Origin of the sequence: Bacillus smithii (assembly GCF_001050115.1) — a bacterium.
Classification (GTDB): Bacteria; Bacillota; Bacilli; order Bacillales; family DSM-4216; genus Bacillus_O; species Bacillus_O smithii.
Window position 1 is genome coordinate 1,899,249 of record NZ_CP012024.1, and the last position, 26,521, is coordinate 1,925,769.

General features: G+C 38.8%; 17 protein-coding genes, 1 pseudogene and 1 CRISPR repeat array. Of the genes and pseudogenes, 7 read left to right on the top strand and 11 right to left on the bottom strand.

Features of this window, described 5'->3' with window-relative positions; all coding sequences use genetic code 11:
• The first annotated feature begins 391 nt into the window (after positions 1–391).
• Positions 392–1,129, top strand: coding sequence for a class I SAM-dependent methyltransferase (locus tag BSM4216_RS08860; RefSeq protein WP_048623473.1), 738 nt, complete (start codon positions 392–394; stop codon positions 1,127–1,129).
• A gap of 318 nt (positions 1,130–1,447) precedes the next feature.
• Here BSM4216_RS08860 and BSM4216_RS08865 read toward each other — a convergent pair whose 3' ends face one another.
• Positions 1,448–2,236 carry a TrmB family transcriptional regulator gene (locus BSM4216_RS08865; RefSeq protein ID WP_048623474.1) on the bottom strand — a complete coding sequence of 263 codons (789 nt, stop codon included), beginning with the start codon at positions 2,234–2,236 and terminating at the stop codon, positions 1,448–1,450.
• Between the two features lie 428 nt (positions 2,237–2,664).
• On the opposite strand from BSM4216_RS08865, the gene BSM4216_RS08870 reads away from it, so the two are divergent.
• Positions 2,665–3,435, top strand: a complete 771-nt coding sequence (locus BSM4216_RS08870) for a TSUP family transporter (RefSeq protein ID WP_082142299.1) — start codon at positions 2,665–2,667, stop codon at positions 3,433–3,435.
• A gap of 194 nt (positions 3,436–3,629) precedes the next feature.
• Here the strand turns inward: BSM4216_RS08870 and lhgO are convergent, their stop codons facing one another.
• Positions 3,630–4,844: an L-2-hydroxyglutarate oxidase gene (lhgO, locus tag BSM4216_RS08875; RefSeq protein WP_048623476.1), complete on the bottom strand. Its 1,215-nt coding sequence runs from the start codon at positions 4,842–4,844 to the stop codon at positions 3,630–3,632.
• 440 nt (positions 4,845–5,284) lie between these two features.
• Between lhgO and BSM4216_RS08880 the strand changes: the two genes are divergently transcribed.
• From BSM4216_RS08880 to BSM4216_RS08890, 3 genes are read left to right on the top strand one after another with little or no spacing between them, the layout of a single operon-like run.
• Positions 5,285–5,992, top strand: coding sequence for a FadR/GntR family transcriptional regulator (locus tag BSM4216_RS08880; RefSeq protein ID WP_048623477.1), 708 nt, complete (start codon positions 5,285–5,287; stop codon positions 5,990–5,992).
• Positions 5,993–6,016: 24 nt separating this feature from the next.
• A complete protein-coding gene (locus tag BSM4216_RS08885; protein ID WP_156179240.1) occupies positions 6,017–7,426 on the top strand; it encodes an FAD-binding oxidoreductase in 1,410 nt (469 codons plus the stop codon).
• A gap of 1 nt (position 7,427) precedes the next feature.
• Positions 7,428–8,735, top strand: a complete 1,308-nt coding sequence (locus BSM4216_RS08890) for a (Fe-S)-binding protein (RefSeq protein ID WP_048623478.1) — start codon at positions 7,428–7,430, stop codon at positions 8,733–8,735.
• Positions 8,736–9,111: 376 nt separating this feature from the next.
• Here BSM4216_RS08890 and BSM4216_RS08895 read toward each other — a convergent pair whose 3' ends face one another.
• Both BSM4216_RS08895 and cas6 read right to left on the bottom strand, forming a co-directional pair.
• Positions 9,112–10,197, bottom strand: a complete 1,086-nt coding sequence (locus BSM4216_RS08895) for a hypothetical protein (RefSeq protein WP_048623479.1) — start codon at positions 10,195–10,197, stop codon at positions 9,112–9,114.
• A gap of 2,094 nt (positions 10,198–12,291) precedes the next feature.
• A pseudogene (cas6, locus tag BSM4216_RS08910) lies at positions 12,292–12,867 on the bottom strand (CRISPR-associated endoribonuclease Cas6); the annotation flags it as partial.
• Positions 12,868–13,041: 174 nt separating this feature from the next.
• On the opposite strand from cas6, the gene BSM4216_RS08915 reads away from it, so the two are divergent.
• Positions 13,042–14,403 (top strand): IS4 family transposase, encoded by a 1,362-nt coding sequence (locus BSM4216_RS08915; protein ID WP_048622686.1) that lies wholly within the window; start codon positions 13,042–13,044, stop codon positions 14,401–14,403.
• A 732-nt stretch (positions 14,404–15,135) separates the two neighbouring features.
• Positions 15,136–15,565: direct repeats of the CRISPR family, unit length 30 nt; unit sequence GTTTCAATTCCTCATAGTTAAGATAAAAAC.
• Between the two features lie 355 nt (positions 15,566–15,920).
• Here the strand turns inward: BSM4216_RS08915 and BSM4216_RS08925 are convergent.
• Positions 15,921–16,820 carry an aldo/keto reductase gene (locus tag BSM4216_RS08925; protein ID WP_048623483.1) on the bottom strand — a complete coding sequence of 300 codons (900 nt, stop codon included), beginning with the start codon at positions 16,818–16,820 and terminating at the stop codon, positions 15,921–15,923.
• Positions 16,821–17,728: 908 nt separating this feature from the next.
• On the opposite strand from BSM4216_RS08925, the gene hpaB reads away from it, so the two are divergent.
• Positions 17,729–19,165 carry a 4-hydroxyphenylacetate 3-monooxygenase, oxygenase component gene (hpaB, locus tag BSM4216_RS08930; protein WP_048623484.1) on the top strand — a complete coding sequence of 479 codons (1,437 nt, stop codon included), beginning with the start codon at positions 17,729–17,731 and terminating at the stop codon, positions 19,163–19,165.
• 108 nt (positions 19,166–19,273) lie between these two features.
• Here the strand turns inward: hpaB and BSM4216_RS08935 are convergent, their stop codons facing one another.
• The 6 genes from BSM4216_RS08935 to BSM4216_RS08960 all read right to left on the bottom strand — a co-directional run bounded on the left by BSM4216_RS08935 (position 19,274) and on the right by BSM4216_RS08960 (position 26,074).
• Positions 19,274–20,068 (bottom strand): TIGR00266 family protein, encoded by a 795-nt coding sequence (locus tag BSM4216_RS08935; protein ID WP_048623485.1) that lies wholly within the window; start codon positions 20,066–20,068, stop codon positions 19,274–19,276.
• Positions 20,069–20,627: 559 nt separating this feature from the next.
• Complete coding sequence (locus BSM4216_RS08940) at positions 20,628–21,983, bottom strand: PFL family protein (protein WP_048623486.1); 1,356 nt, start codon at positions 21,981–21,983, stop codon at positions 20,628–20,630.
• A 14-nt stretch (positions 21,984–21,997) separates the two neighbouring features.
• Positions 21,998–22,267, bottom strand: a complete 270-nt coding sequence (locus tag BSM4216_RS08945; RefSeq protein WP_040342136.1) for an ACT domain-containing protein — start codon at positions 22,265–22,267, stop codon at positions 21,998–22,000.
• Positions 22,268–22,722: 455 nt separating this feature from the next.
• Positions 22,723–23,379, bottom strand: a complete 657-nt coding sequence (locus BSM4216_RS08950; protein WP_048623487.1) for an amino acid ABC transporter permease — start codon at positions 23,377–23,379, stop codon at positions 22,723–22,725.
• A 113-nt stretch (positions 23,380–23,492) separates the two neighbouring features.
• Positions 23,493–24,275: a transporter substrate-binding domain-containing protein gene (locus BSM4216_RS08955; protein ID WP_048623488.1), complete on the bottom strand. Its 783-nt coding sequence runs from the start codon at positions 24,273–24,275 to the stop codon at positions 23,493–23,495.
• A gap of 293 nt (positions 24,276–24,568) precedes the next feature.
• Positions 24,569–26,074 (bottom strand): aldehyde dehydrogenase family protein, encoded by a 1,506-nt coding sequence (locus BSM4216_RS08960; RefSeq protein ID WP_048623489.1) that lies wholly within the window; start codon positions 26,072–26,074, stop codon positions 24,569–24,571.
• Positions 26,075–26,521: the final 447 nt, after the last annotated feature.

Genomic DNA, 26,521 nt, shown 5'->3' on the forward strand with positions numbered 1-26,521 from the left:
AAACCGCAAATTGATTTTTGAAACTTTTTCTGATCGCCAGAAGGAACTTTTTTCCGCTAGTCGAATATTTGATCATACGAACAGCTAAGTCGTGCCATGATGGTTTTGAAATCACTCAAGTATTTTGACAGAGGATGGAACATTAACCGGGGAAGCGATTACCTTTTACTAAACCTTAGATAGGTTACAACAGATCTAAACGAGGGAAAGTTTTATTTCGATGCCCCCTTTTTCGTTTGACTGTGTGATTGTCTGCGGGATCATCTTTATAAAAAAACAGATACCGCGTTTGATGAATTTTGTATTTCAATCTTACACAGTCTCTTCTGGATTAGCATAAAATACCGAGGAATTCACCTATCCAATAAGTTTCATAAGGAGAGCAATCAGAATGAATTCTTTAAAGAGGAAAGGAAATTATGGCATTGATGCACCCTTTATCCCACTTTCTTATGCTTTGATTGGTCTTGTTTTGTTGATTTCCAGTATTGTATTGATTTACCGATCCCATATTTGGGCTTTCTGGCTTTTGGTTTATAGTCTCTTTTTGCTGACCTGCGCTTTCTTCTTTTTGCACACATCGATGAAAGGAAAATTCGAAATATGGGAAAATATTTTCTCCAATCTCAATATTCCGGAAAACTCCAAAATACTCGATATGGGATGTGGACATGGAACGGTATTAATTATGGCGGCCAAACAGCTTGGGAAAGAAGGACAAGCGGTAGGTATTGACCTATGGCGCAAAGTGGATCAATCAGGCAATGACAGAAAGGCGACAGAAAAAAATGCCGAAATTGAAAACGTTGCTGACAAAATTGTCCTTCATACAGCCGACATGATGGCCCTTCCCTTTCAAGACAACATATACGATTATGTGTTTAGCAGCCTGGCGATTCATAATATTAAGAATAAGCAAGGCAGAGAGAAAGCCGTACGGGAGGCTTTTCGAGTTTTGAAACCAGGAGGAACATTGGTAATAGTGGATATTGTTAGAACGAAGGAATATCTAAATGTATTAAAGGACCTTTCTGCCGCCAATGTCAGTCATACGCTTGCCGGTTGGAAAGGCTGGTGGACAGGTCCTTGGATGTCAACGAATATTATAGTGGCTAAAAAATCAAAATGATTTTAAAAACGATTGAAAGTGGGCAGCGACCAAAACCAATGTCGGGCAATGACTAACAACTCCATCCTTCATTATGCTTTGAAATAAAGATCATTCTAGCGCATATCCGGTCAACCAAAAATATCTGGTTGACCTCATCATATGAATCAGTGCGATTGTCAAATTTTCGACGGTTATTGCACAGCGTTTTGATGCTCTTTAAATCCTAAAATGAAACCACTATTTCACATCGTTCGATTATTCGAACGGTGTTTTTGTATATTCGTTTTCTGATTTCATTCGAGAACAACTAGCTGTTCTTATTTTAGAAATAAAAAATTATCTTGGCATCTTAAAAAAATTCTCTCTTTCTGCAGATATCCAAGGTTGTAAATTTTCTTTGCTCTCCTGAACCAATCGATTGACCAGTACATCATGCCAGATGTAATTCTCCAATAACGATACATGCACATCATCATCCGTATAGAAGGCATTGCCGTTTTGTTCTACCGGATGGCCATAAATCATTTCTTTTCCGTCGACAGAAATGATAAACCATTTCTTATTTCCAATCTGTTCTACATAATCTGTCTTCCGATGTACCACCAAGTCTTTTAAAGGATTTTCAACTTGAAAGACAATGCCCTTAAGACTGCAAGTTTGCTGTTTCTCCCGCAAGTCGTCTACTAGTTGTTCATACATAAAATCCCAAATGGACAATATAATTCGGTGCTTGGCCCGCCGAATCAGAATACGACAAAATGACAGGATGTTTTCTTCTCCTTTTATCGTTATCACACGTTTATCAGCTTTGATCTCTTGTTTCTCAAACCGTTTTAATTCATTTTTTATCGATGAAAAGGTGACATCCCACTGCTTTTTAATCGATTCTAAAAACACATCAACCGGTAATGGGGAAAATTGTGCAGCTCCGTTTACATCCTCTTTCACCACTATCCCTTTTTTCTCTAATCCTTCTAATACTTCATAAATGCGCGATCGAGGTATACCTGAATGTTTGCTAATCTGGTAAGCGCTGGACATCCCTAAATGAACCAAAGATACATAGGCTTTCGCCTGGTATTGATTAAAACCAAGCAGCTGGAGTTCTTGTGAAATTTTATCCATATTGAAACCATCCTCTTCAAACCATTCAAAATTTACTTTTATAGTATCGTTAACGGACGATTTAGTAAATGATTCCCCTGTATGACGGCCAATCCTTTATAAAAGTTCTTTTCTAATTATTAGTGTAATTATTTCCTGATATTTGTCTGTATTTTTTATTCACAAAAGTACATTCATTTGTTATGATCATTTTAGTTACCACTATAGTAATTACTAATGTTCATGGATATTATACGGATCCGGTTAAGGGATTTGGAACAGTCTCCATAATGATATGTGGCTAACCTCAATTGGAGAAATATCTGTTTTTTTCGTTACGAACGATTTTCTTAGATAAAGAACGCCGATAACATCTATTGAAAATAAATCAGCTATTGATCTTTCAATAGATAGATCAATAGCTTTTCATTATTCTAGGAGGAATGCATATGGACGATATCAACTTTTACATATTGGGCTTCTTAGTACTCGCCGGTTTTATAGCTTCTTTCGTAGATTCAGTAGTTGGCGGAGGGGGATTAATTTCAATTCCGGCTTTAATGTTTACAGGATTGCCCCCTTCCGCAGCCATTGCGACCAATAAATTAGCCAGTACAATGGGGGCTTTAACGAGCACAATCTCGTTTATTAAATCAGGAAAAGTAAATTTTTCGCTTGTATCTAAGCTTTTCCCTTTAACTCTTATAGGTTCTTTTTTAGGTGCATTTGTTGTAAAACATATATCATCAGAAATATTAAAACCGTTGGTTCTAGTGATGCTTATTGCCGTTGCCATCTACACGATCTTAAAAAAAGATTGGGGCAAAGACTCTCGATATCAAGGGATGAATTTGAAAAAAAGCATCCTTTTTGCATTAGTCGTTCTCTTGATTGGATTTTATGATGGATTTGTAGGTGCCGGTACAGGTTCTTTTTTGCTATTTTCTTTTCTAATCATCGGATTTGATTTTATCCAATCTGCCGGCAACGCCAAAGTCCTTAACTTTGGCAGCAACATTGCTGCGCTCATCATGTTTCTGTACTTGGATGCTGTCCGTTTTGCATATGGCATTCCCATGGGGATTGCTATGATCTTCGGAGCTTTAGTAGGTTCAAACTTTGCCATTAAAAAAGGGGCATCGTATGTAAGAATTTTATTTATCATTGTTACTGTTTTTCTTATTGGAAAAAATATTCTAGATTATTTGCACCTTTTTTAATAAATAAGGCTGACTCAAAAAATCATCTTCTCAGGCTTTTTGAGTCAGCCTCAACATATGGACAAAAAAGCGACGTTCGTTACATCCGCAACTCCTTAGACAATGTCAATATATTAAATTTTTTCTTCTTTCTACGAACAATTATTACATAGATGAATTTGTTCTGATCATCCTTTCAGATTGATTCCTCTTTTTTATAGACCAATGTCTTTTTGATGTTGAAACCGTTCAACAATCTGTTGGGCGATGGCTTCGCCTATTGGAATGGAGGCCGTGGCTGCAGGAGATGGCGCATTGCATACATGCAATGACCTTTTCCCTGAGAAAATAGCAAAATCGTCTACCATGCTTCCATCCTGCATAATAGCCTGCGCTCGCACCCCCGCCTGAGCAGGAACGATATCTTTCTCCGCCAACTCCGGTATGAGTCGCTGCAAGCTCCGCAAAAACGCTTGTTTGCTAAAGGAACGAACCATTTCTTTCATGCCTTCTCTCATATTCGGCATCGCCATCTTCCAAAAACCCGGATATGCTAAAATCTCCAAAAGATCTTTAAGGTTTATATCTTTTTTCGTATATCCTTCACGTTTAAAGGCCAAAACCGCATTTGGCCCTGCATGAACCTCTCCGTTCATCATCCGGGTAAAGTGAACCCCAAGAAACGGGAAATCGGGATTTGGTACCGGGTAAATCAAATGATTGACAAGATACCGTTTTTCCGGCACTAGCTCATAATACTCGCCTCGAAACGGCACAATTTTCATCCCCGTTTTCATGCCAGCCATTTTAGCCATACGATCGCTGTGCAAACCGGCACAATTAATGAGAAAACGTGTTTGTATGGTCCCCCGGTTTGTTTCAATCGTCACATGATCCATATTTTCTACGATGTTTTCCACTCTCACACCAAGACGAATATCCCCTCCTCTTTCCTGAATGAGGCGTGCAAATGCAGCAGATACACCTCGATAATCTACAATTCCACAGCTCGGTACCCGAATAGCTCCTGTACCATTTACATGCGGCTCGATCTCTTTCAATTCTTCAGGACCGATTTTCTTTACATCCAATCCATTCTGCAAACCACGTTCATAAAGCTCCCTCATAATTGGAAGTTCTTTCTCTTCTGCGGCCACGATCACCTTGCCGCATATTTCGTATGGAATACCGTGTTCTTCACAAAAATGAACCATCGCTTTGTTGCCTTTACGGGCGAATTGTGCCTTGAGGCTGCCCGGTTTGTAATAAATGCCCGAATGGATAACGCCGCTATTATGACCTGTTTGATGATGAGCCAATTCGTTTTCTTTTTCTATTACCACCATTTTTGAATTTGGAAAACGTTTTGCGAGTGCCATACCTGTAGATAATCCAATAATTCCACCGCCAATGATCGAAAAATCATACATGTATATCCCTCTTTATATAGTAAATTCCTTAGCAAAAAGGGTAATTCACCTTTTTTTCATCCATGAAAACATGCTTAACTTCTAAATATTCGTCTATTTCCTGACAGCCTCTCGTCGTCCCATCGCACATTATCAAGCCTTCAAACAGCGCTTGAGCAATGCAGGAACGGCATCATGTTCTATTGGTTCTGAAACTCTAGATGTGAAAAAACAATCTAAATGACAGGTTTTGCTATTCTGTTTTTGTAATACAAATTTATATAACAAATTGATGTTGTTATATTGTTTTTTTCGTCTTTTTTGTTTATTATAATCTTCAATAAATTAATTGTAAATTGTTTATTTTCTAAAAATTAAAATATTTATATTATGAAAATTGTTATACAAATTTTTAACTTGTTAGACAAATTATGATTTCAATGATGGAAAGGAGCAAGATGATGTCCAAAAAAGAAAAAGTTTCGCAAATCATATCGCGTGAATTACTCAACCAAATTGAAATAGGAAGGTTTCCTCCTGGTTCAAAGCTGCCGACTGAAATGGAATTAGCCGCTCAATATGGTGTAAGCAGAGTACCGATTCGCGAGGCTTTAAGCATGCTTCGTGCTGCCGGTGTCATCTCTTCACGTCAAGGAGGAGGAAGTTATGTAGAAGAATCGACCACTTCATCCTTATTAAAGAGAATTCGAATCGAAAGCGATGATGTAGAAAGTATTAAATATCTTTTTGAAATGAGAAAAATTTTAGAGCCTGAAGCAGCCTATTTAGCCTCACTTAGACGAACACCTGAGCAACTTGAGCAAATGAAGCAAATTTTAGAAAGAATGGAAAACGAATCGAACGAACAGGGAACGAGTTCAACCGAAGCGGATCTTCAATTTCATCGTTCCATTATTTTGGCTACTCACAATCCCGTATTGATTCAAACTCTGGAAAATTTATCCTCACTTTACGAAAAAACTTTAAAGATCACACTTCGCCCGAACGTAGAATTAAAACAAAAACGCAAAGCTGTCCACGAAGAACATCGCAATATTTTATTAGCCATCGAAGCGGAAGAACCAGAACTTGCTAAAATCCAATGCCTTATCCATTTAAAAAATGCAGAAAGAAAACTGAGTCTGCTCTTAAAGGATTACAACATATAACCGTACAGAAAGTGAGAGATTCAAATGAAGGTAGTCACTTCGCGTCATATTGAAGAAATCAAAAAAATCGTAAAAACCGGAAAAGTATGGACAGACGAAAGCGATCGTTTTAGCTACTCATTCGATGCTTCTTTCGGAACCTTTTTACCCGATGTGGTGATTCAAACAAAGAGCGTGGCAGAATTGGCTGAACTTGTGAAACTTGCCAACCGCGAAAAAATCCCCGTCTATCCTCGCGGTCAAGCCACATCTTTAAGCGGCGGTCCCCTGCCGGTTAAAGGAGGCATGGTATTCGATTTATCGGTATTAGACGATTTGCTTGAAATTCATGAAGAAGATTTGGTCGCTGTCGTTTCTCCGGGAGTCTTAACCGCCCAGATTCATAAGGCAGCTGAACAAAAAGGATTCATGTTTCCTCCGGATCCGAGCAGTGCGCACGTATCGACAATCGGCGGCAACTTAGCCGAGAATTCAGGCGGACCAAGAGGCTTAAAGTATGGAGTGACAAAAGATTATGTGATTGGTTTGGAAGTCATTACCCCCGAGGGAAACATCATAAAAACTGGAGGACGCACAGTAAAAAACGTAACGGGCTACGATTTGACGAAACTTATTGTCGGTTCAGAAGGCACTCTTGGGATTATTACGAAAGCCGTGTTGCGTCTTCTTCCCAAACCACCCGCTTCTGAAACGATTATGGCAGTATTCGATAGCCTTGTTGATGCCGGCAGCGCCATTTCCAAAACTTTATCATCCGGAATTTTGCCTGCCAAAATGGAGCTGATGGATCAAGCCTCCATCATAGCCGTCGAACAATATGAACCATTAGGATTACCAACAGATGCTGAAGCCATCATTCTGATTGAGCTGGACGGCCATCCTTTAGCATTAAAAGATGAAATCAAAAAAGTCGCTGAACTATGCCATGCGGTGGGAGCACGGTCGGTCCACATTCCCCAAAATGAAGCGGAGAAAATGGAAATCTGGAAAGCCAGAAAGCTAGTTTCACCGGCAATCGCACGGATTAAACCGACAAAAATTTCAGAAGATGCCACTGTACCACGAAGCAAAATTCCTCAAATGTGCGCAAAATTGCAAGAAATTCGCGATAAATATAAGGTTCACCTTGTCGTGTTTGGTCATGCAGGGGATGGAAACCTGCATCCCAACATCATTTGCGATAAAAATGATCAAGAAGAAATGCGCCGTGTAGAACAGGCCGTCGCCGAGATTTTTACCGCAGCCGTCGAACTTGGCGGGACGCTTTCCGGTGAACACGGCATCGGGACAATGAAATCTTCTTTCATGGAAATGGAGTTAGGTCCCATCGGTCTGGACATGATGAAGCGTATCAAAAAGGCATGGGATCCAAACAACATTTTGAATCCAGGAAAAATTTTCCCTGAAGAGGGTCAGAAATGGGAGTTGACTTAAAATGAAATCATCTTTGGAACAATTGAAAGAAGAATTTCTATATGAAAAAACAAACAGGTGTGTACAATGCGGCTATTGTCTGCCAGTCTGTCCAACATATGTAACCATGAGAAAAGAAACACATTCGCCACGCGGGCGAATCCATCTCATCAAAATGGTCGGTGAAGGAAAAATAACCGATTTATCTGCGCTGGAACAACCTCTCGATTTATGCCTTGGTTGTCGTGCGTGCGAAACGGCTTGTCCAACCGGAGTGGAATATGGATCCATTCTTGAAGCCGCTCGAGCAGCAATGGCCAAACGCAAGAAGCTTTCCGTTCCGGCCCGTTTGCTGCGGAAAGCATTGCTGAACAAAGCCATTCCAAATCGTCACATGATGAAATGGTCAGGAAATGCATTTTGGTTTTATGAAAAAAGCGGAATGCGAAAAGTCGTGCGCAAGTCAGGCGTTTTAAAAAAATTGCCCTATCATCTGGATGAATTCGAAAAAATCATCCCGCAAACCGTTTCACCTTCAGAACGCAAACAAGATTTCGTCAAAATAAAATCCAAAGGTGAAAAAAAAGCAACAGTGGCTTTTTTTACAGGCTGCATCATGGACTCCATGTTTCATCGCATTAACCGCTTATCTGTACAACTGCTTGCCGAAGCAGGCTGCGATGTGATCGTCGTACCGAATCAGACTTGCTGCGGCGCCCTTCATGCACATTCCGGAGAATTAGAAGAAGCTAAGCGCCTTGCCAAACAAAATATCGCTGCATTTGAACAGGAAGAGGTGGATTTCATCGTTCACAATGCGGGAGGATGCGGAGCTATGCTGTATGAATATGACCATTTGCTTGCGGATGAAAAAGAATGGGCTGATAAAGCCTCCACGTTCTCTGCTAAAATAAGAGATATCAGCCAGGTATTGATCGCTTGCGGAGGACTTCCGAACCTCAAAGCACGTAAAGAAGAAGAACGTGTAACGTATCAACCCTCTTGCCATATGACAAATGTTCAAAAAGTGATTCAAGAACCAATAGATCTCTTAAAAAGCGTGTCAGGAGTTCATTTTATTGAAATGAACCAAGCTGACATGTGCTGCGGTTCTGCGGGAATTTACAATATCATACATTTTGATGCATCCATGAGTATTCTTGATGAAAAGATGAAGAATATGAAAGCCTCCGATGCATCAGTGATTATAACAACCAACCCTGGATGTTTGCTGCAAATGAAGCTCGGAATTGAACGTGAGAAATTATCTTCGTCTGTCCGTGTGCTGCATCTAGTCGAGTATTTGGCTGAAGCAGCGGGAATTTCCTAATTTGCTGCAATGATAAGCCTTCGAATCAAAATAACAAGATGTCCAACCATGATTCTACTGACGGCGGACTACTGCCTAAATATCCTGTGTCGGCTGCCAATGTTTTGACCCCATTGGAAATCGCCGACCTTTTTTGAGTGATGATCGTTTTATGAGCGCAGATCATGAATGAAGAAATTCGGAAAGGAATTTCTCTTTCATACTTATGGCAATTTCAAAGATTGAAATATCAAACTTAATGTTTTCGAATAAGTCTTCTATGTTTGCCTTTCTCACGCCAGAAAAACTTTTTAAGTATTTTTCCAACCCACTTATAATTTCAGAATATTCTTTCGTTCGATTTTAGTTTTCTATTGTCTTTATCATGGTTTTCGTCCTAATATTTTCTATATTCTTCAATACATTCATGTTTATCCATTGATTCTTGAATGATTTTATTAAACTGTTGTGGTTCGTCTACCCTAAACAAAACTGTATGTGCGTGTTTTTGTATGCCAAAAGGTCCAAAATACTTAACAGGATTTATTAATTTTAATTCCAATTCCGGCTCATCAATCCCTACTGTTGCTTTAAATACGCCTTTTTTGGTTTTAGTAAACATAACATCATCTTTCATGCTAAAAGTTTCTAAAGATTGAATATTGTCGATGTCGATCATCATTTTTCCCGTATACCCGCTATGAATGATGAGTTTATTAGATGTGACAACGATTGGCAGGTACTTGGCTGAATTATAGAGAGCGATTGCATAAAAGAAAGCGTAAATATTGATGATGGTGGAAATCCATGCAGCTAATTTATTCCATTGCATGAATAACAGATGGAATACAACCGCATCTAAAGGAAGTATAAGTAAGATCACGATAATAAACGTCTTAAACATAGTTTTTTCATGATATTTGAATAAAAGGCCATTTGGGGGTTTTGGCTTTTTAAACCATACAATCAAAGAATAATAGAATGTTTTAAATTCCATGATGACCGCACCGCGAACGAATGAATTTCCGATCCAACCACTCATAGAATCATCCAGTCGCTCCCAAAAATCTAAGTGCGTGTCATTTTTTAAAGATTTCATTTTTTTGATGGTCAATCGAATACTATTCACGACAAATAGCAAAAATAAAATTTCTACCAGCGCTGCTACTTTTAATATGTAATGAAAATATTGTCTATCAGTAGATGGGATAATAAGAAAGGCCAATATTAAACCAATAAAAAATCCTGAAAAAATAGAAAGGATTTTCCTTTTAGAAAAAAGCCAAAACAAAACAGGAAATAATATCGTCAAGGAAAGAGTAATCACTAAATTAGCTTCGTCCGTTAAACTGCCAACACTTTGAACATAAATGTAAGAAGTTGAAGGGATGAACAATAATAATAGGAATTGAATGAGCCTTTTTAAATTCATGCCATGCGCTCCTTTATCGATTTTAATAATAAATTTTCTTTTGTTTGACACCTCTATTACTTAATTCTCCCTTAATTCACTACCTTTCCGTTCAGTCATCTTACCGCTGATAGACGCCACATACAGCTTTCCTAAGTGGTTAAAACAAGCAATTTTTTGTTGATGGCAATTAAGAAATGTAGTGTTTGGCAATTAAGAGTATGCATTATTTATTGCATATTCACCGCTTTACATGGAGTGGCGGGAAGGATAGGCTTGTGTGCCTTGCAAAGTCCTATGGCTTACCCCCTTTGCGAAAATTATACCCGCAGAGGCTCCATGTCAAGCGACATAATATTGGAATTTTATACAGAGAAGTGAATAACCCTATTTGCCATTTGATGCCTTTTTTAATTGCCAAATACACAATTTTTGGAGTAAAGAGTTTTACATGGACTGACTGTAATATCGATAGACTCAGGAAATGGTTAATGTTTTTATAAGTTTTTTAATATGGCACATAAGAAAAACATACATTTTCCCTTTTTCTTCGAGATGATTGAGGTATCTTATAGTTGATAAAAGGTAAAGCGATTACAATATAAGCTAATTTTTATAACAAAAGTTCTGATTTTTTAAATATTTGTTATAATTATAACAGATTTGGAAATGAGTGGGGATATGTCAAAACAAAGAGTAGGAAATGACGTCATTTATAGTGGTAAAAGACAGATTCAAGACCTTGATGCAGGAGAAGATGCTGACATAAAAAACACCTAGAAAACGGCTTTATGATTACATACTTTAAGTGTAATCATTCAGCTTATTGATTCTCTAGGGCAATAAAAAATGAAGTAATAAAATACATACTTGCAAACATGGATAAATCTATGAATACCTTCATATAACCAGCTGAGAACCAACAGAAAGGTTAATAAAATAACTAAAAATGGAGGCCATCTTCTATGACTAAAAAGATATTTTACATTTTTTGTATGATATATTTAGCAATTGTATTATTTTTGAATTATATTTATGATTTAGAAAATACTACTTTAACTGTTTTATTTGGTGTTTTTCTAGTTTTTGTTATCATTTTCAAAGCTTTATTACAAGGGGAAAAGGAGAAGTGAGAAATGAAAAGTTCAAAAAAGGTATGAAATTTTACTTTCGCTTTATCTAGTCATTTCTTTGTTGTTTTCAGCATTTGGTTTGTTACATCTTTTAAAAAAGCCACAAAACTGGGCCCAAATTCAATATAAAGCGCTGTGTTTACAAAACTTCTAATGCAAAGTTTCTGATGTTAAATACTACAATTAGCTACTCACAAACGCCCCCATATAAATTCAATCTTACCAAGCTAGTTGTATTTAATATTGAAAATACAAAGGCATTTTCTGCATCCGATTTGTTACTAATTTCTCGTACATCGTTTTCAAGTTCAAAAGCAATATTTAGTAAAACGGTCACTATTGCCGTCCGTTATGACCTTTCTTAATTTGTTCATCCATCTCTTCGATTTTCTTTTCAATCCGATCGAGTTGTCGGATGCGTTTTTTATTTGAACGGAAAAGCCACACGATGAACAGAACGAATAACACCAATAATCCAAAACAAATAAGTTGAAAGACCACATTCCTGATATTAATGCTATTCATATTATCGTCCGCAAATATATCATCATTTTATAAATCCAGATAAAAACATCAATCGTTGAGAAAACAGCCCCGTGCACAATTAAAGTTTTGTTGTTAATGGCTACCACATTCCCAATGTTCTCATAATTCCATCGGACCGATGTCTGTAGTTTCAATTCCTTATAGTTAAGATACAAACGCCGGTTGCTCCTGGTGAAATTGGAGAGCTGTACTTGTTTCAATTCCTCATAGTTAAGATACAAACCTAGCGGTTGCTGACTTTATCGAAAGTCAGAAATTGTTTCAATTCCTCATAGTTAAGATACAAACCTCAAAAATAGTTGATAAATCAAGGGATGACATAAAATATAGAGTTTGTTGTTTTTCATTTTATCGTAAAAGAATAATTTTATCTATTTTCTCTTACCACTGATATTTTCTGCATTTTTACCTAGTTGTACTATAAACACATTTTGTCGTCGATCCCTTGGAGTTTTTGCACGATTGGGGGTCGACGACAAATTCATCTTTACAATTCTTGCACGACTCGAAACATCCCAAACCCTTGAGAGTTTTTTCCGCCTATCCCCGTTTGTAATAAGAAGGTTAAATTTTTTGGAGATGACTGTAAGCGAAATTTCCCCAGCCAGGCAGTAATATAGTAGTTTTTAAAAGTCGTAACGACTTTATGTTTTTGAGTGACATGCAATGGTTCGATCAACAACCGCTCTTTTGGCGGTTCTCCGTAATAAGCCTCATACTTGTTACGAAAATTCACTTCAATTAAATGAGAAAACACTTCGTCATATGGATCAAAGAACTGAGTTTTCCGCTTGCCATCCACCGTTTCATAGGTGCTGTAGACTGTTAAAGGGGAAAGCATCTCTATTTCTACTTCCGAACTTGCCACTTCATCATCCGTTAATTGTATACTTTGTATCTCCAGACATTGATCGCCTAAATGTACTTCATTCTGCAATAAAAAGTATTCTCCCAACTGTTGCGTCAATTCAGGCAATATAGTCGAAATATGCCACGATATTTCATCATCGAACAATATCGTTTTTGAATTCAATTGAATTTTATGCTGGCCAAAAAGTCGGCTGAAAGTAAATAACTCAGCTTTCGCAGTCCAAAATCTTGTTTAAATGCTTGATGTAAATGGTTTTGGGAAGTACAAAATTATCATTTGACATTTTTTAAAACATAAAGAAAGACACCTATTCTTTTGGTAAAATATTGGTGACGAAACCAAATCCAAAAGAAAGGTGTCACCACTATGATAACGAATAAAGACTACTTTGCGCAATTACCAAAAGAAATTAAACAAGGATTTTCCGAATTAAATATTGGATATCATTTAAGAAAAGCGAATATTACGAAACTTTCCGGGTATTCTTGTCTTACTGTTTTCAAACTGATTTTTCTTTTAGTCTTCCAATATAAGAACTGGTTTCGTGCTTTTATGAGTAAACGATCTCAGGATCTGCCCGGAAAGGATACAGTCTATCGCTTTTTAAATACACCAACCTATCATTGGAGAAAGTTTCTGCTTTCATTAAGCAGTGAAATGATCCGTCTGCTTCAACCATTAACTTCAAAAGATCGTGTCACAGCTTTTGTGATTGATGATTCTGTCTTTTCAAGAAACCGTAGTAAGTCGGTTGAACTGTTGGCTAAGGTTTTTGATCACTCTACCCATCAGTACTTGAAAGGGTTTCAAATGCTTACCCTTGGCTGGACCGATAGTTTTACTTTTATTCCCATTGATTTTGCTCTTCTAAGTTCACCGAAAAAGGAAAATCGCCTGCAAGAAATCAATACCAATATTGATAAACGAACATCTGGCTATAAGCGTCGCCAGGAAGCTCTGAAATCAAAACCGGACGTGGCTTCAGCTTTACTTGATCATGCGCTTGAAAAAGGGATTATAGCTGACTATGTTCTCATGGATTCCTGGTTTACACAAGCGCCTTTAATTGAGAAGATTACGAACAAAGGGTTATTTGTCATTGGCTTGGTGAAGCAATTAAAGCAGCGATACGTTTACAATGGTGAACGTTTCACACTGAATCAACTTTACAAATTGGCAAAACCTCACATGGGTAAAAAAGACATTCGCGGATCCGTTTATGCTACTTTAGACAATGGAATTCCAGTAAAAATTCTATTTGTACGAAACCGTAATAAACGGAGCGAATGGCTTGCCATTCTCAGCACAGATACAACATTAGAAAATGAAGAGATCATTCGTATTTACGGCATGCGTTGGGACATTGAAGTCTTCTTCAAATGCAATAAATCCCTTTTAAATTTAGAGAAAGAATTCCAGGGACGTTCCTACGACATGTTAATTAGCCATACAACCATTGTTTTTACACGATATATTCTCATTGCTTGGCAAATGCGAAAAGAGGAGGATCCTAAGACGATTGGCAACCTTTTTTACATCCTTTGCGAAGATGTAAAAGACATAGATTTTATTACTGCCCTTCAATCACTTATTGACCTTTTCCAAACTTTGGCGGAAGCCGAGGTTTCTTTGAACATGGACATCTTTAAAAATCAAATGAATAAATGGTTGGCCACTATACCTAATTATATCAAGCAATGCTTAAATATTTCTGTGTGCGAAAGTTGAGTAAATAATTTATATGATCTTTTTCCTTTTTGAAATCCGATTTCGTGTAAAAACGTTGCGAACGTTTTATCTTTTAAAGATTGATAGAGCAGCCCTTGAAGCAAATACTGATAATGTAATGGCAACAGGACATCATGATACTTTGGTTTCATCGCCACCGTTAATCGCATAGTAACCCTTCTTTCGAAAAATAAATTCGTCTCTGCCTTTATAAACCAAAACAGATATAACTTTTATTTCAAAATAATCCCTTTTTTACTACCATCCCTATTGCTTGTATGACGAACGATCCTTTCCTTATTCCTGACAGGTAAGATGCCTTCCCCGAAAAGGCCATACCTGGTCGTCAATGGAATAAAATTATTAGGCTTTGAAAAAGCCGGTCAATTAATCGATAATAACTGAAGCAAACGTTCGATCAAGCCATCTGTAATTAGTTACAAAAACGGCTATTGACAACACCGCACGAGGTGTCAAGGATAGTGTAACAACGCAAAACTGTCACATTTATTTGAATCTTTTGCATTCGTGTATTCTAAAAAACTCCTTTAAAAGGAATTTCTGATTCAAATAGTAACATCTGAATTGTTATTAGCATTATACAATTTATGTTTTTGCACTTTTTTACTGAATAATGAATCAGAGAACACACAAAAACTATATAGCTCCATTGAACAAAGCAAACATGTCACAAACTTATCTATCAAAGTGTTTAAGAAACTCGTCTCTCTTAAATCAATTCCTCATAGTTAAGATAAAAACTTTGAAGGGCTTGCGAATATTGTCCCAAAAATACGAAGTTTCAATTCCTCATAGTTAAGATAAAAACCTTTCGACGTTTCTTCGCTCGGCTTTAACAATTGAAGTTTCAATTCCTCATAGTTAAGATAAAAACGTGCTTACTCCTTTATCTATTGGTATTGGATTATTGTTTCAATTCCTCATAGTTAAGATAAAAACTCGAATTGATAACCGCCATCTTTGAAATGGGCAACAGCAGTTTCAATTCCTCATAGTTAAGATAAAAACGATCGCTTCTCGCTTCCAGCCTTTTTTGTATAATCGAAGTTTCAATTCCTCATAGTTAAGATAAAAACTTGCTACGCGACCAGGATCAATGTATGAAAATGTAGTTTCAATTCCTCATAGTTAAGATAAAAACCCCAAAAAACGTTGATGCAGCAACATTTTCATAATCGTGAATTTTTTGTTAATTCCATTTTAAAGTTACAGTAAAAGTTTATCAATCTTTTTCTTTTCTTCGATTTTCTTCTCCATTCTCTTGTTTTCTTCTCGAATCAAATTGTCGTCGATCTCCCGGGAAGTAAACGCTATTGGAGGTCGACGACAAAAAATACAATGAGATCGAGAACTTTTTAAATTTTATTTTCTTTCAACATTCGATGGGCCGATATACGACTAATATTTTTCTTTTTCAGAATTAGCGGATTTTCATCATGCAACATAAGATGCGAAAGCGAATTTTTCCACAAAAAAGAACTCCACAATGAGTTCTTTTAAATAATATCCAAAGGCATTTTTTTAGTTGGTTTCGGAAACACCTTATCCAATTTATCTAGGTCTTCCTTGGTTAATTCAATCGTTGCCGCTTCTGCATTTTCGATCACATGCTGTTCCTGCACAGCCTTCGGAATGGCAATCACGTCATTTGTACGAATCGTCCAAGCCAGTGCAATTTGCAGCGGTTTCACTTTATATTTATTTGCAATTTCACGAATAGTAGGATCCGTTAACAATTGTTTTCTTAAAGAACCTCCTTGAGCCAGGGGACTGTATGCCATGATCGGCATGTGATGTACTCGCTGCCACGGCAAGAGATCAAAATCGATTCCTCTGGAACCTAAATGGTATAACACTTGGTTGGTCGAACAATTCGATCCATTAGGGGTATTCCATAACTCTTCCATATCATCCGTATCAAAATTGGAAACTCCCCACCTTAAAATTTTCCCCTCTTTCCGCAATCTTTCCATTCCTTCAATCGTTTCTTCTAAAGGAACACGTCCGCGCCAGTGTAAAAGATATAAGTCTAAATGATCTGTCCCCAGACGCTTTAAACTGTTTTCGCAAGCTATTTTAATTTTGTCCATCCCCGAATTGTGAGGATATACTTTCGAAACTAAAAAAACATCGTCTCTGCGTCCTTTAATGGCTTCACCGACTAAACGTTCAGAATCGCCATTTCCGTACATTTCAGCTGTGTCAATCAGTTTCATGCCTAATTCAATTCCGAGCTGCAAAGCTTTTATTTCTTCAGCTTTCCTTTTCGGCTTTTCCCCCATATACCATGTTCCTTGCCCTAAGCATGGAATCGTCGTACCGTCCGGCAATGTCACTACCCTTTTTTCCAATCGACTTCTAATCTCTGTGAATTTTTTCTCATCCAGTAAACTCATCGACAATCTGCCCTTTCCGTTTGGATATAATGGCACCGCAGAATGTACCGTAAAAATTCTACTGTCCACATTATACCCATATAGCAGCGAAATTCCCAAAATCAAGGATTAGAAATAAAAATTTTCATTTTGCGGCGAACGTTTATAAATGATTAATAGAATGTTTCGATTGTGAACCGTTCAACATTACTCGCTCCATATCGACAACATCCTCCCTATCCAATTTAATAATGACGTTCACAGAAAACGTCTGAAAAATTCAATACCATAGATAAACCATCTTATCGAATTCTTTGCGTCTATCTCAATCCTTATAGGTAAGATCTAAACAAATATTTATGACTGGGAGAAGAGAGGGTGGAAGCGATTTCGATTCCTCGTAGGTAAGTTCTAAACTGCCAACCTTAATTACAGGCGAAGATGCTTATGGAAAGTTTCAATTCCTTATAGGTAAGATCTAAACCCCAAAAATGATTAAATTTAAAGAAATTTTAACAAACTGGCTTTTTGGGAAACAACTTTTTTCCATTGGAAAAGAAATCAAAATTTCTCTGATTTACTTTCTGTTTCGTTCATTTGCTCTCTTTTTCTTACATTTGAAAAATGTCGTCGATCCCCGGGGTTTCTGCGCTTTATAAGGTCGACGACAAATGAAAAGGTTCTGTAAAAGAAATGGGGATACGACTTTCCTTCATAAAATAAACTCCACTTTTGCTTTTTTATTCCTCGTTCTTTTCCTTTTGAATGGAATTAGACGACGTTATAAGCCCCGTCGTCAAATGTCGATGATAGACTCCGCTTGTCCTATTCCTCGATCCTTCAGAAATAATCCTCCCTTCGTTTTTCACAAGTCATAAAGCTGTCTGCATAAGATATGAATATAGTTTACGACAAAGGTGTGTAGGAAAATGGTGATTACAGGTGATGAATATCTCAAACGAATTGATGCATTAAATAATGAAGTATGGATTCATGGGGAACGGGTAAAAGGGAAAATCACCGAGCATCCCGCTTTTAAAGGAGTGCTGCAAAGTAAAGCAGCTCTTTACGATCTTCAACATGATCCTGACTTGACCAATTTATTGACGGTCCAGCCGCAAGACTCCACGGATAAAATCGGGTTTTCCTTTCATCAGCCAAAGACCATTGAAGATTTAAAAAAAAGAGAGGCGGCTACAAGAATTTGGTCAAAAACGAATGCCGGCCTTATGGGGAGAATGCCCGATTACGTCAATACCGGCATTATGGCTTTGGCATCGGCCAGCGACTTATTCGGCAAAAACGAGTCTATGTTTGGGAAGAACATAAAAAATCTTTATCAAACCGCATGCAAGAATGATTTGTCTTTTACGCATACATTCATCAATCCACAAGTCAATCGTTCTGTTGCTTACTTTGAAGACTCAGATGAGAACATCATTGCGGCGAAAGTGGTAAAAGAAACAAGCGATGGTCTGATCATCAAGGGAGCGCGATTACTGGCTACTCAAGGCGGTATAACGGACGAAATTCTTGTTCTTCCATCAGGGGGCAATTTCGTCGATGAATCTTTTATTTATGCCTTTTCCATTCCCTCCAATACACCTGGATTAAGATTTATTTGCCGCCAATCATTCACAGGCGGCGATTCTCGGTTCGATTGTCCATTAAGTTCCCGATTTGAAGAAATGGACTCTCTTGTGGTGTTCGATGATGTCTTGGTTCCTTGGGAAAGGGTATTTTTATATAAAGATTTGCAAATCGCTTTTCAAATGCTTGAAGATACGAATTTTCACACTCTCCTTCTTTATCAAGCAGTCACTCGAATGATTGTTAAAACGGAATTTATTCTTGGTCTTGCCGAACTGATTATCGAATCCATTCAAATTGGGGAGTTTCAGCATGTGAAAGAGAAAGTGAGCGAAATCATCACGGCTCTTGAAATTATGAAAGGACTCCAAATATCCTCACGGGAAAACGCGAAGTTGAATCAATGGGGAACATTGGTACCGGATGTAAAGCCGCTGCAAGCCGCTATTCATTATTATCCACGCGTTTATCCTAGACTGGTGGAAATTCTTCAATTATTGAGCGGCAGTGGATTGATCGCACTTCCGACCGAAAAAGATTTCGAGTCGTCTATCCGGAAATTTTTAGACCAATATCTTCAAGGAGCCAATTCCTCAGCGGAAGATCGAGTGAAGGTATTCCGATTAGCTTGGGATTTATGCATGAGTGCATTCGGCTCACGGCAAACTCAGTTTGAACGATTCTTTTTCGGAGATCCCGTACGCCTCTCCATCGGATTATATAATTCTTATCCGAAAGAACCATATATCAAATTCGCAGAAAGTTTTTTAATTTAAACAAAAAAGATTTTTTTATAAACGAAAACAAGTTGATCCTCATAAAATAAAAGCCCACCCATTACGGGTGGGTAAACGAGTGATTAGAATTCTTTCAAAAAGAGGTGATTAATCGTCTCCATCCAGCAGTCGTCCAAGTCCGCCAAGTATGCTTCCCTCACCGGTCGAATCTCCGCCATGGCTAGGAGCATTGGCTAGAACTCGGTCTGCCAATCGGCTAAATGGCAATGTTTGCACCCAAACCGTTCCCGGTCCACGAAGGGTTGCAAAGAAGAGGCCTTCACCGCCAAAGAAAGCGGTTTTCACTTTTCCGACATATTCGATATTATAGTCGACATCTTGAGTTAAAGCGACTAAACAGCCTGTATCCACCCGCAACAATTCTCCGGGAGAAAGATCTTTTTTGATAATCGTTCCTCCGGCATGGAGAAAGGCAAGCCCATCGCCTTCCAGCTTCTGCATGATAAATCCTTCTCCACCGAAAAAGCCGGTACCAAGTTTTCTTTGAAATTCAATGCCAATGGATACACCTTTAGCCGCGCATAAAAAAGCATCCTTTTGACAAATGACTTTGCCGTTGAATTGAGTTAAATCAAGAGGAATAATTTTTCCAGGATAGGGAGCAGCGAAAGAAACTCTCCTTTTATCGGATGATTGGTTGGTAAAAACGGTCATAAACAGGCTCTCACCCGTAAGCAAACGTCTGCCGGCACCCACTAATTTGCCGAATAATCCGCTTTTTTGTTCCGTGCCGTCTCCAAATACCGTTTCCATCTCGATGCCGTCTTCCATCATCATCATACCGCCTGCTTCCGCGACCACACTTTCTTGCGGATCCAGCTCAATTTCAACACATTGCATATCATCGCCATGCAATTCATAATCAATCTCGTGAGAATTCATCTTTTCACCTCATTCATCATTGTAAGGCAGTGCAAATGCCATATTGTAGCCTAATTATATCATGATCCAAATCGTTCGTCCCCCATTAGGAGAGCTTTTTTCGACAGTAAGAAAAAGAAAAGAGTTAAGCGGTAGTTCAATATCGAATCGGTTGTAGATCCCTTATTCCGAGTTAACATAATGTTTTTATGTTGAACTTAATCCCGATTTAATGAAACATCTAAGCAGCTTGGCTGTTTTAAAATTCATCTTTACACGATTAGCTGTAAGTCACTCTAGTGGATACGGGGTTTTTTATTAATGGCTTGCACCTTTGAATTTCAAGATCAGAAATTCGTTTATTTTTTGTGTACATTGTACCAAGACAGCGGGTTGACTTTCATCCGTGTTAAGATCCCCTAATTTAGTTAAAAAAATCCGCTTCCATCATTTATAGTAGATCATGGAAGCGGAAAAACGGTCCCATTGACCGGAATGTTTTACTCACTAGTTATCCAATCATGAGACCAGAAAGAAACAAACGATTTCTTCAAAAAGAATATAGTTTGTATTGATTCATTTAATTTTTAAATGAATGGATCGGTGCCGGAATGTGACCGCCGCGGGCGATGAAATCAGCGGAGGAATAAGAATTGACGGCCATAACCGGTGCGCGCCCGAGCAGACCTCCGAACTCGACCATTTCGCCAACCGCTTTACCTGGTGCCGGTATCACCCTTACCGCCGTCGTTTTGTTGTTAATTACCCCAATCGCTGCTTCATCGGCGATCATGGCAGAGATCGTTTCAGCAGGAGTATCTCCAGGGACGGCAATCATATCAAGACCAACCGAGCAAATAGCGGTCATTGCTTCTAATTTTTCCAAGTTCAAAGAACCTCTGTTCACGGCGTCGATCATACCAGCATCTTCTGACACCGGAATAAACGCTCCGCTTAGTCCCCCTACATGACCGCAAGCCATGACCCCACCTTTTTTGACGGCATCATTTAAAAGGGCAAGTGCCGCAGTCGTACCATGCGTTCCCACTGATTCCAGACCCATTTCTTCCAAGATGTGGGCAACCGAATCTCCTATCGCCGGAGTAGGAGCCAAAGACAGATCAACAATTCCGAACGGCACGCCTAAACGTTTGGACGCTTCTTGGCCGACGAGCTGGCCCATGCGTGTGATTTTAAACGCCGTCTTTTTCACAGTTTCCGCGACAACATCAAAGCTTTCTCCTTTTACCTTTTCCAATGCCCGTTTTACCACTCCGGGTCCGCTGACGCCGACATTGATGACACAGTCCGCTTCGCCGACACCGTGGAACGCTCCTGCCATAAACGGATTATCTTCTACAGCATTCGCAAACACAACCAATTTCGCACAGCCTAAGCCATGTTCATCGGCTGTTAATTCCGCCGTTTTCTTTATGACTTCTCCCATTTCTTTAACAGCGTCCATATTAATGCCTGTCCGTGTTGAACCAACGTTTACAGAAGAACATACTCTTTCCGTGGTGGCTAAAGCCTCGGGGATGGATTGAATCAAAATGTGATCCCCTTTATGGTAACCTTTTTGAACAAGCGCCGAAAAACCACCAACAAAATTAACACCTACAGCCTTTGACGCTTCATCGAGTGTTTTCGCAAAAGCCACATAATCTTTTTCATCTGTTGCTCCGGCAATTAAAGAAATCGGTGTCACCGCTATTCGTTTATGGATGATCGGAATCCCGTATTCGGTCTCGATTTCCTGACCTACCTTGACTAAATGTTCCGCTTTCCGCGTAATTTTATCATAAATTTTTTCACGTGCTTTCTTCCCATCCGCATCAATACAATCCAGTAAAGAAATTCCCATTGTAATGGTGCGAATATCAAGCTTTTCTTCTTCAATCATGCGGATGGTTTCTAATATTTTATTTGTTTCCATCGTAAACCCCCAACTTATAAACTATGCATTGAGTTAAAAATATCTTCATGCTGGATTTTGATTTGTACATTCAATTCTACGCCTTTTTCAGCCAGCGCTTTCTTGATCGTTTCAAAACTTTCCGATGCTTTGGATAGATCAAGCATCATCATCATTGTAAAATAACCGTTCATAATCGTTTGACTGACATCTAATATATTAATTTTCAAATCGGCTAATTGCTGGCTAACCCCCGCAATAATACCAATGTTATCTTTTCCGATTACGGTTAATATCGCTTTCACCATTTTTCTCTCCTTCTCTTTCACTATTCTTCTCTGCCACGACAAACTATTATCTCTACTATCTGATTATCTTAATGGCCCACTCCAAGAATAACGCAGATTGAAAGATTTTGCATCATTTATTCATCAGGAAATTTCAATGCTTGTAATTGGGTTATGGAACAAATGGGGGGCCGCCCGGGGAAGGAAAAACTTTTAATAGATAAGGAATAAAGTATAACGGCGGACTTTCGTGGAAAATATAAAGAGCGCCATTGTTTTCCGTTCTTTTAGGGAACAATGGCCGTATTTTCAAAAAACCGTACCAAATCTAAATTCAGATTTTTCAACTTATGAGATTGCTAGGAGCCTGTTTCTGTAAGGCATTGAGTGAAAAAAATTTACACATTCATTCAAATTGAATGGAAAAACAATCCTAACAGCACACTAAGTTTTATGATAAAAAAGTTCTAAGATTATTCTGACACCCATCTTTTTTCCAAAAAAGTGGCCATCCACGTTAAAAGGGTGATGATGATCCAATACATAACTGCGATCGCCGTCAAAAACTGGAACGCTTTAAAAATAATCGAATAAATCGTTTGAGCTGTATACGTTAATTCCGCCACTCCTATAGTCGCAAACAAAGAAGTATCTTTTAAGCTGATGATAAATTGATTCAAGAAGGCGGGGATCATCCGTTTCACTGCTTGCGGAAGAATTACATGCCTCATCGTCTGCCAATAACTCAATCCCGAAGCTCTCCCTGCTTCCATTTGTCCACGGTCAATAGATTCTATCCCGCCGCGGAAAATTTCCACCAAATACGCCCCCGCATTTATGCTCAAAACAAAAATACCGGCCGTTGTAGGTTCAATCGATCCTTTTATAATCAATGGAAAAACGCCAAAATAAAAGAAAATGAGCTGGACGTAAAGGGGAGTTCCCCTGATTAAGCTGACATAAAATTTGGTAATGGCCCGCAATAGTCTTGACCGAGAGACTCGGAACAATCCGAACACGAGACCGATAATGGCCGCAAAGAAAAGCGAAAATATCGCTAGTTCAATGGTTTTCCATGCTCCTTTCAATAAAAGCGGCATCTGATCCATGACAAGTAAAAATCCATTCATCATATTCCCTCCTTCAGCTATCGCCACGCTCTTCTCCATCTTTGAACTATAAAATAAAAGATACAAATTTCCATCATTGACTTGAAAAAGGGTGCTGCGAGTGCACCCTTGCTTTATTTCGGCTTGGTTCCAAAGTATTTTTCATATAATTGATCGTATTTTCCGTTTTTCTTCAATTCCGCCAACCCGTCGTTAAAGTCTTTTAAAAGTTGTGGTTCATCTTTAGCAATCGCAATGCCGTAATCCTCTGTCGTTAGTTTTTTGCCTACGATCTTGAGTTGGGAAGCCGTTCCTGAATGAATTTTAGACATAACAAACGGCAAATCGTTCACTAACGCATCTGCACGACCTTTTTCTACATCCATATAAAGAGTTGGTTCATCTTCTAATATTTTGACATTGGCTCCATACTTCGCTTTCAGCTCATTGGCTTTTTCCAAACCGGAAGAACCTTGTTTCGCAACGATCATTTTTCCTTTTAAATCTTTCAATGATTTGATGGCGCTTTCTTTTTTCGTCACTAAGACCAGTCCAGATTGGTAATATGGTTCGGTAAAATCGATTACTTTCTTTCGGTCGTCACGTATTGTAATGGCTGCCACTCCGCCATCCACTTGCTTGGACTGCAGTGACGTGATCAAACCGTCAAATTTCATTTCTCTCCATTTCACTTTGTAATGCTTCTCTTTCGCAATTTCTTGAACAATCTCAATATCAAAACCTTTTAACTGGCCATTTTCTTTAAATGAGAATGGGGCAATAGCAGGTTCTGTCGCAAACATAACCGTCCTTTCTTTGGTGCCGCCATTTCCCGACTTTTCCGAGGTTTGGCCACATGCCGTTAATCCAATCGCCAGAAGGAAAACGAATATAATCGATCCAACTTTTTTCATCATTTCCCGCCTCTCTTTTATGCTTATTGCCATTTTCGATCTTTTGAAAATTCGACCCGGATTTCACCCGATTACTTGCGAATGGTATTTATCTTAAAGTGTGCAAAAACTGTCAGCATGGAATTTGCCTCTGCAGCTGCCACAAAGTTTTACGGTACGTAAATTGTAGAGTTCTTGGCCCAAAAGGTTTGCAATGAGGTTTTTCACATTTTGTATAATTCAAAAACTGGTAGAACAGTTTATAAAAAAGGAAATGACAAACGTTCTTTTCCCACCCTAATTCACTTCAAGCGATATCATGATTCCACATCGATTTGAGCTCGCTGTAATTTTCCGCTAAAATCGACATACACGCTTTTCCATTCCGTAAACACATCCAATGCTGCCACACCGGAATCGCGATGACCATTGCCGGTGCCTTTTGTGCCGCCGAATGGCAGATGAATTTCCGCACCGGTCGTTCCGGCATTAATGTACACAATGCCCGTATCTAAGTCTCGCTGAGCGGCAAACACTCGGTTGACATTTCGTGTATAAATGGAACTGGATAATCCATAAGCAACGCTATTATTCACTTCCACCGCTTCTTCAAAACTTCGAACAGGAATGATGGAAAGCACCGGTCCAAAAATTTCCTCTTGAGCAATTCTCATATCAGGCCGAACATTCGTAAATAAAGTAGGGGCATAATAATTTCCGCCGTCGAGATTTTTTTCTTTAACGATATAACCTCCCGCAAGCAAGTCGGCCCCTTCCTTTTGACCCATTTCTACAAACTCATGTATTTTCTTTAATGCACTTTTGTTAATAACAGGCCCTATTTTGACGTCTTCGTTTAATCCATTTCCGATCGTCAGTTTTTTCATTTCTTGAAGCAGACGTTTTTCCAGTTCGGCTTTTACGTTTTCATGTACGATCACCCGGCTGCACGCTGTACACCTTTGTCCGCTCGTACCAAAGGCGCTCCATATGATTCCTTCCACTGCCAGCGACAAGTCAGCATCTTCCATGACAATCACCGCATTTTTTCCGCCCATTTCAAGCGAAACACGTTTTAAAAGTTTTCCGCCTTTTTCTGCAATCGTCCGCCCTACTTCATTGGAACCGGTAAATGAAATGACATCGATATCAGGATGTTCTACGATGGCTGATCCGACTTCGGAACCAGAACCGCAAACAAGATTCATCACTCCTTTTGGCAAACCTGCTTCATCCAAGATTTTCACCAATTCTCTTGCCATTAGCGGCGTTTCCGTAGCCGGCTTCCAAATGACCGTATTTCCGGCAACAATGGCAGGGAACGATTTCCACGTAGCAATAGCAATGGGGAAATTCCAAGGAGTGATAATTCCAACGACACCAATCGGAACACGGATGCTCATGGCAAACTTATCATTTAATTCGGATGTCGTGGTTTGCCCAAACAATCTTCTTCCTTCTCCTGCCATATAAAAGGCCATATCGATTCCTTCTTGGACCTCACCGCGAGCTTCCTCAATGACTTTTCCCATTTCTTGGGTGAGGATGCTAGCCAGCTTTTCTTTTCGTTCTTTCAACAACTCGCCAACCCGATACAAATATTGCGCTCGTTGCGGAGCCGGTACACGTGACCATTTTTTTTGGGCTTGTTTCGCCGCTTGGACAGCCAAATCCACATCTTCTTTTGAAGACTGCAATACTTCACCGATCGGTTGACCGTCAGCCGGATTGACGATAGTTACAAATTTCGCTTTCTTTGAAGAAGTCCATTCTCCGTTAATATAGTTGATGACTTTTTCGCCTGAAAGCTGTATGTTTGCCATCTTCCCGCCCCTTTCTTATTGAAACTCTGCATATGCCCTTCTTCACGGAATGGCACGTAGTATACAAACGGACGTATTTGCTTGAAATTCATCAAAGATAATGAAAGTAAAACGGCTATTGCTGTTTTTTAAAGACCTACTCATCCATCTCCGCTGATCTTAAGGGCTCTTTTCTATTTTGCATGGTTTATGCCTGTCATTCATTTATATGAATGGAATCTTCGCTTTATCAACTCATGCAAAAATTTTGGTTTTATCAGTCATACGCTTTGCCATTTTAGTTAGATTTGGACGGAAAATTCAATTTGTCAGCAACAAATTGTATAAGACATTGAAAGCATTTGTATGGATTGACCGATGGAGGATTACTTTGTAAGTCTTTTAAAGAGGAAAATGGTTCGAATATTCAAATTGACTTAAAGGATATAAAAAAATCACGTCTCGTAA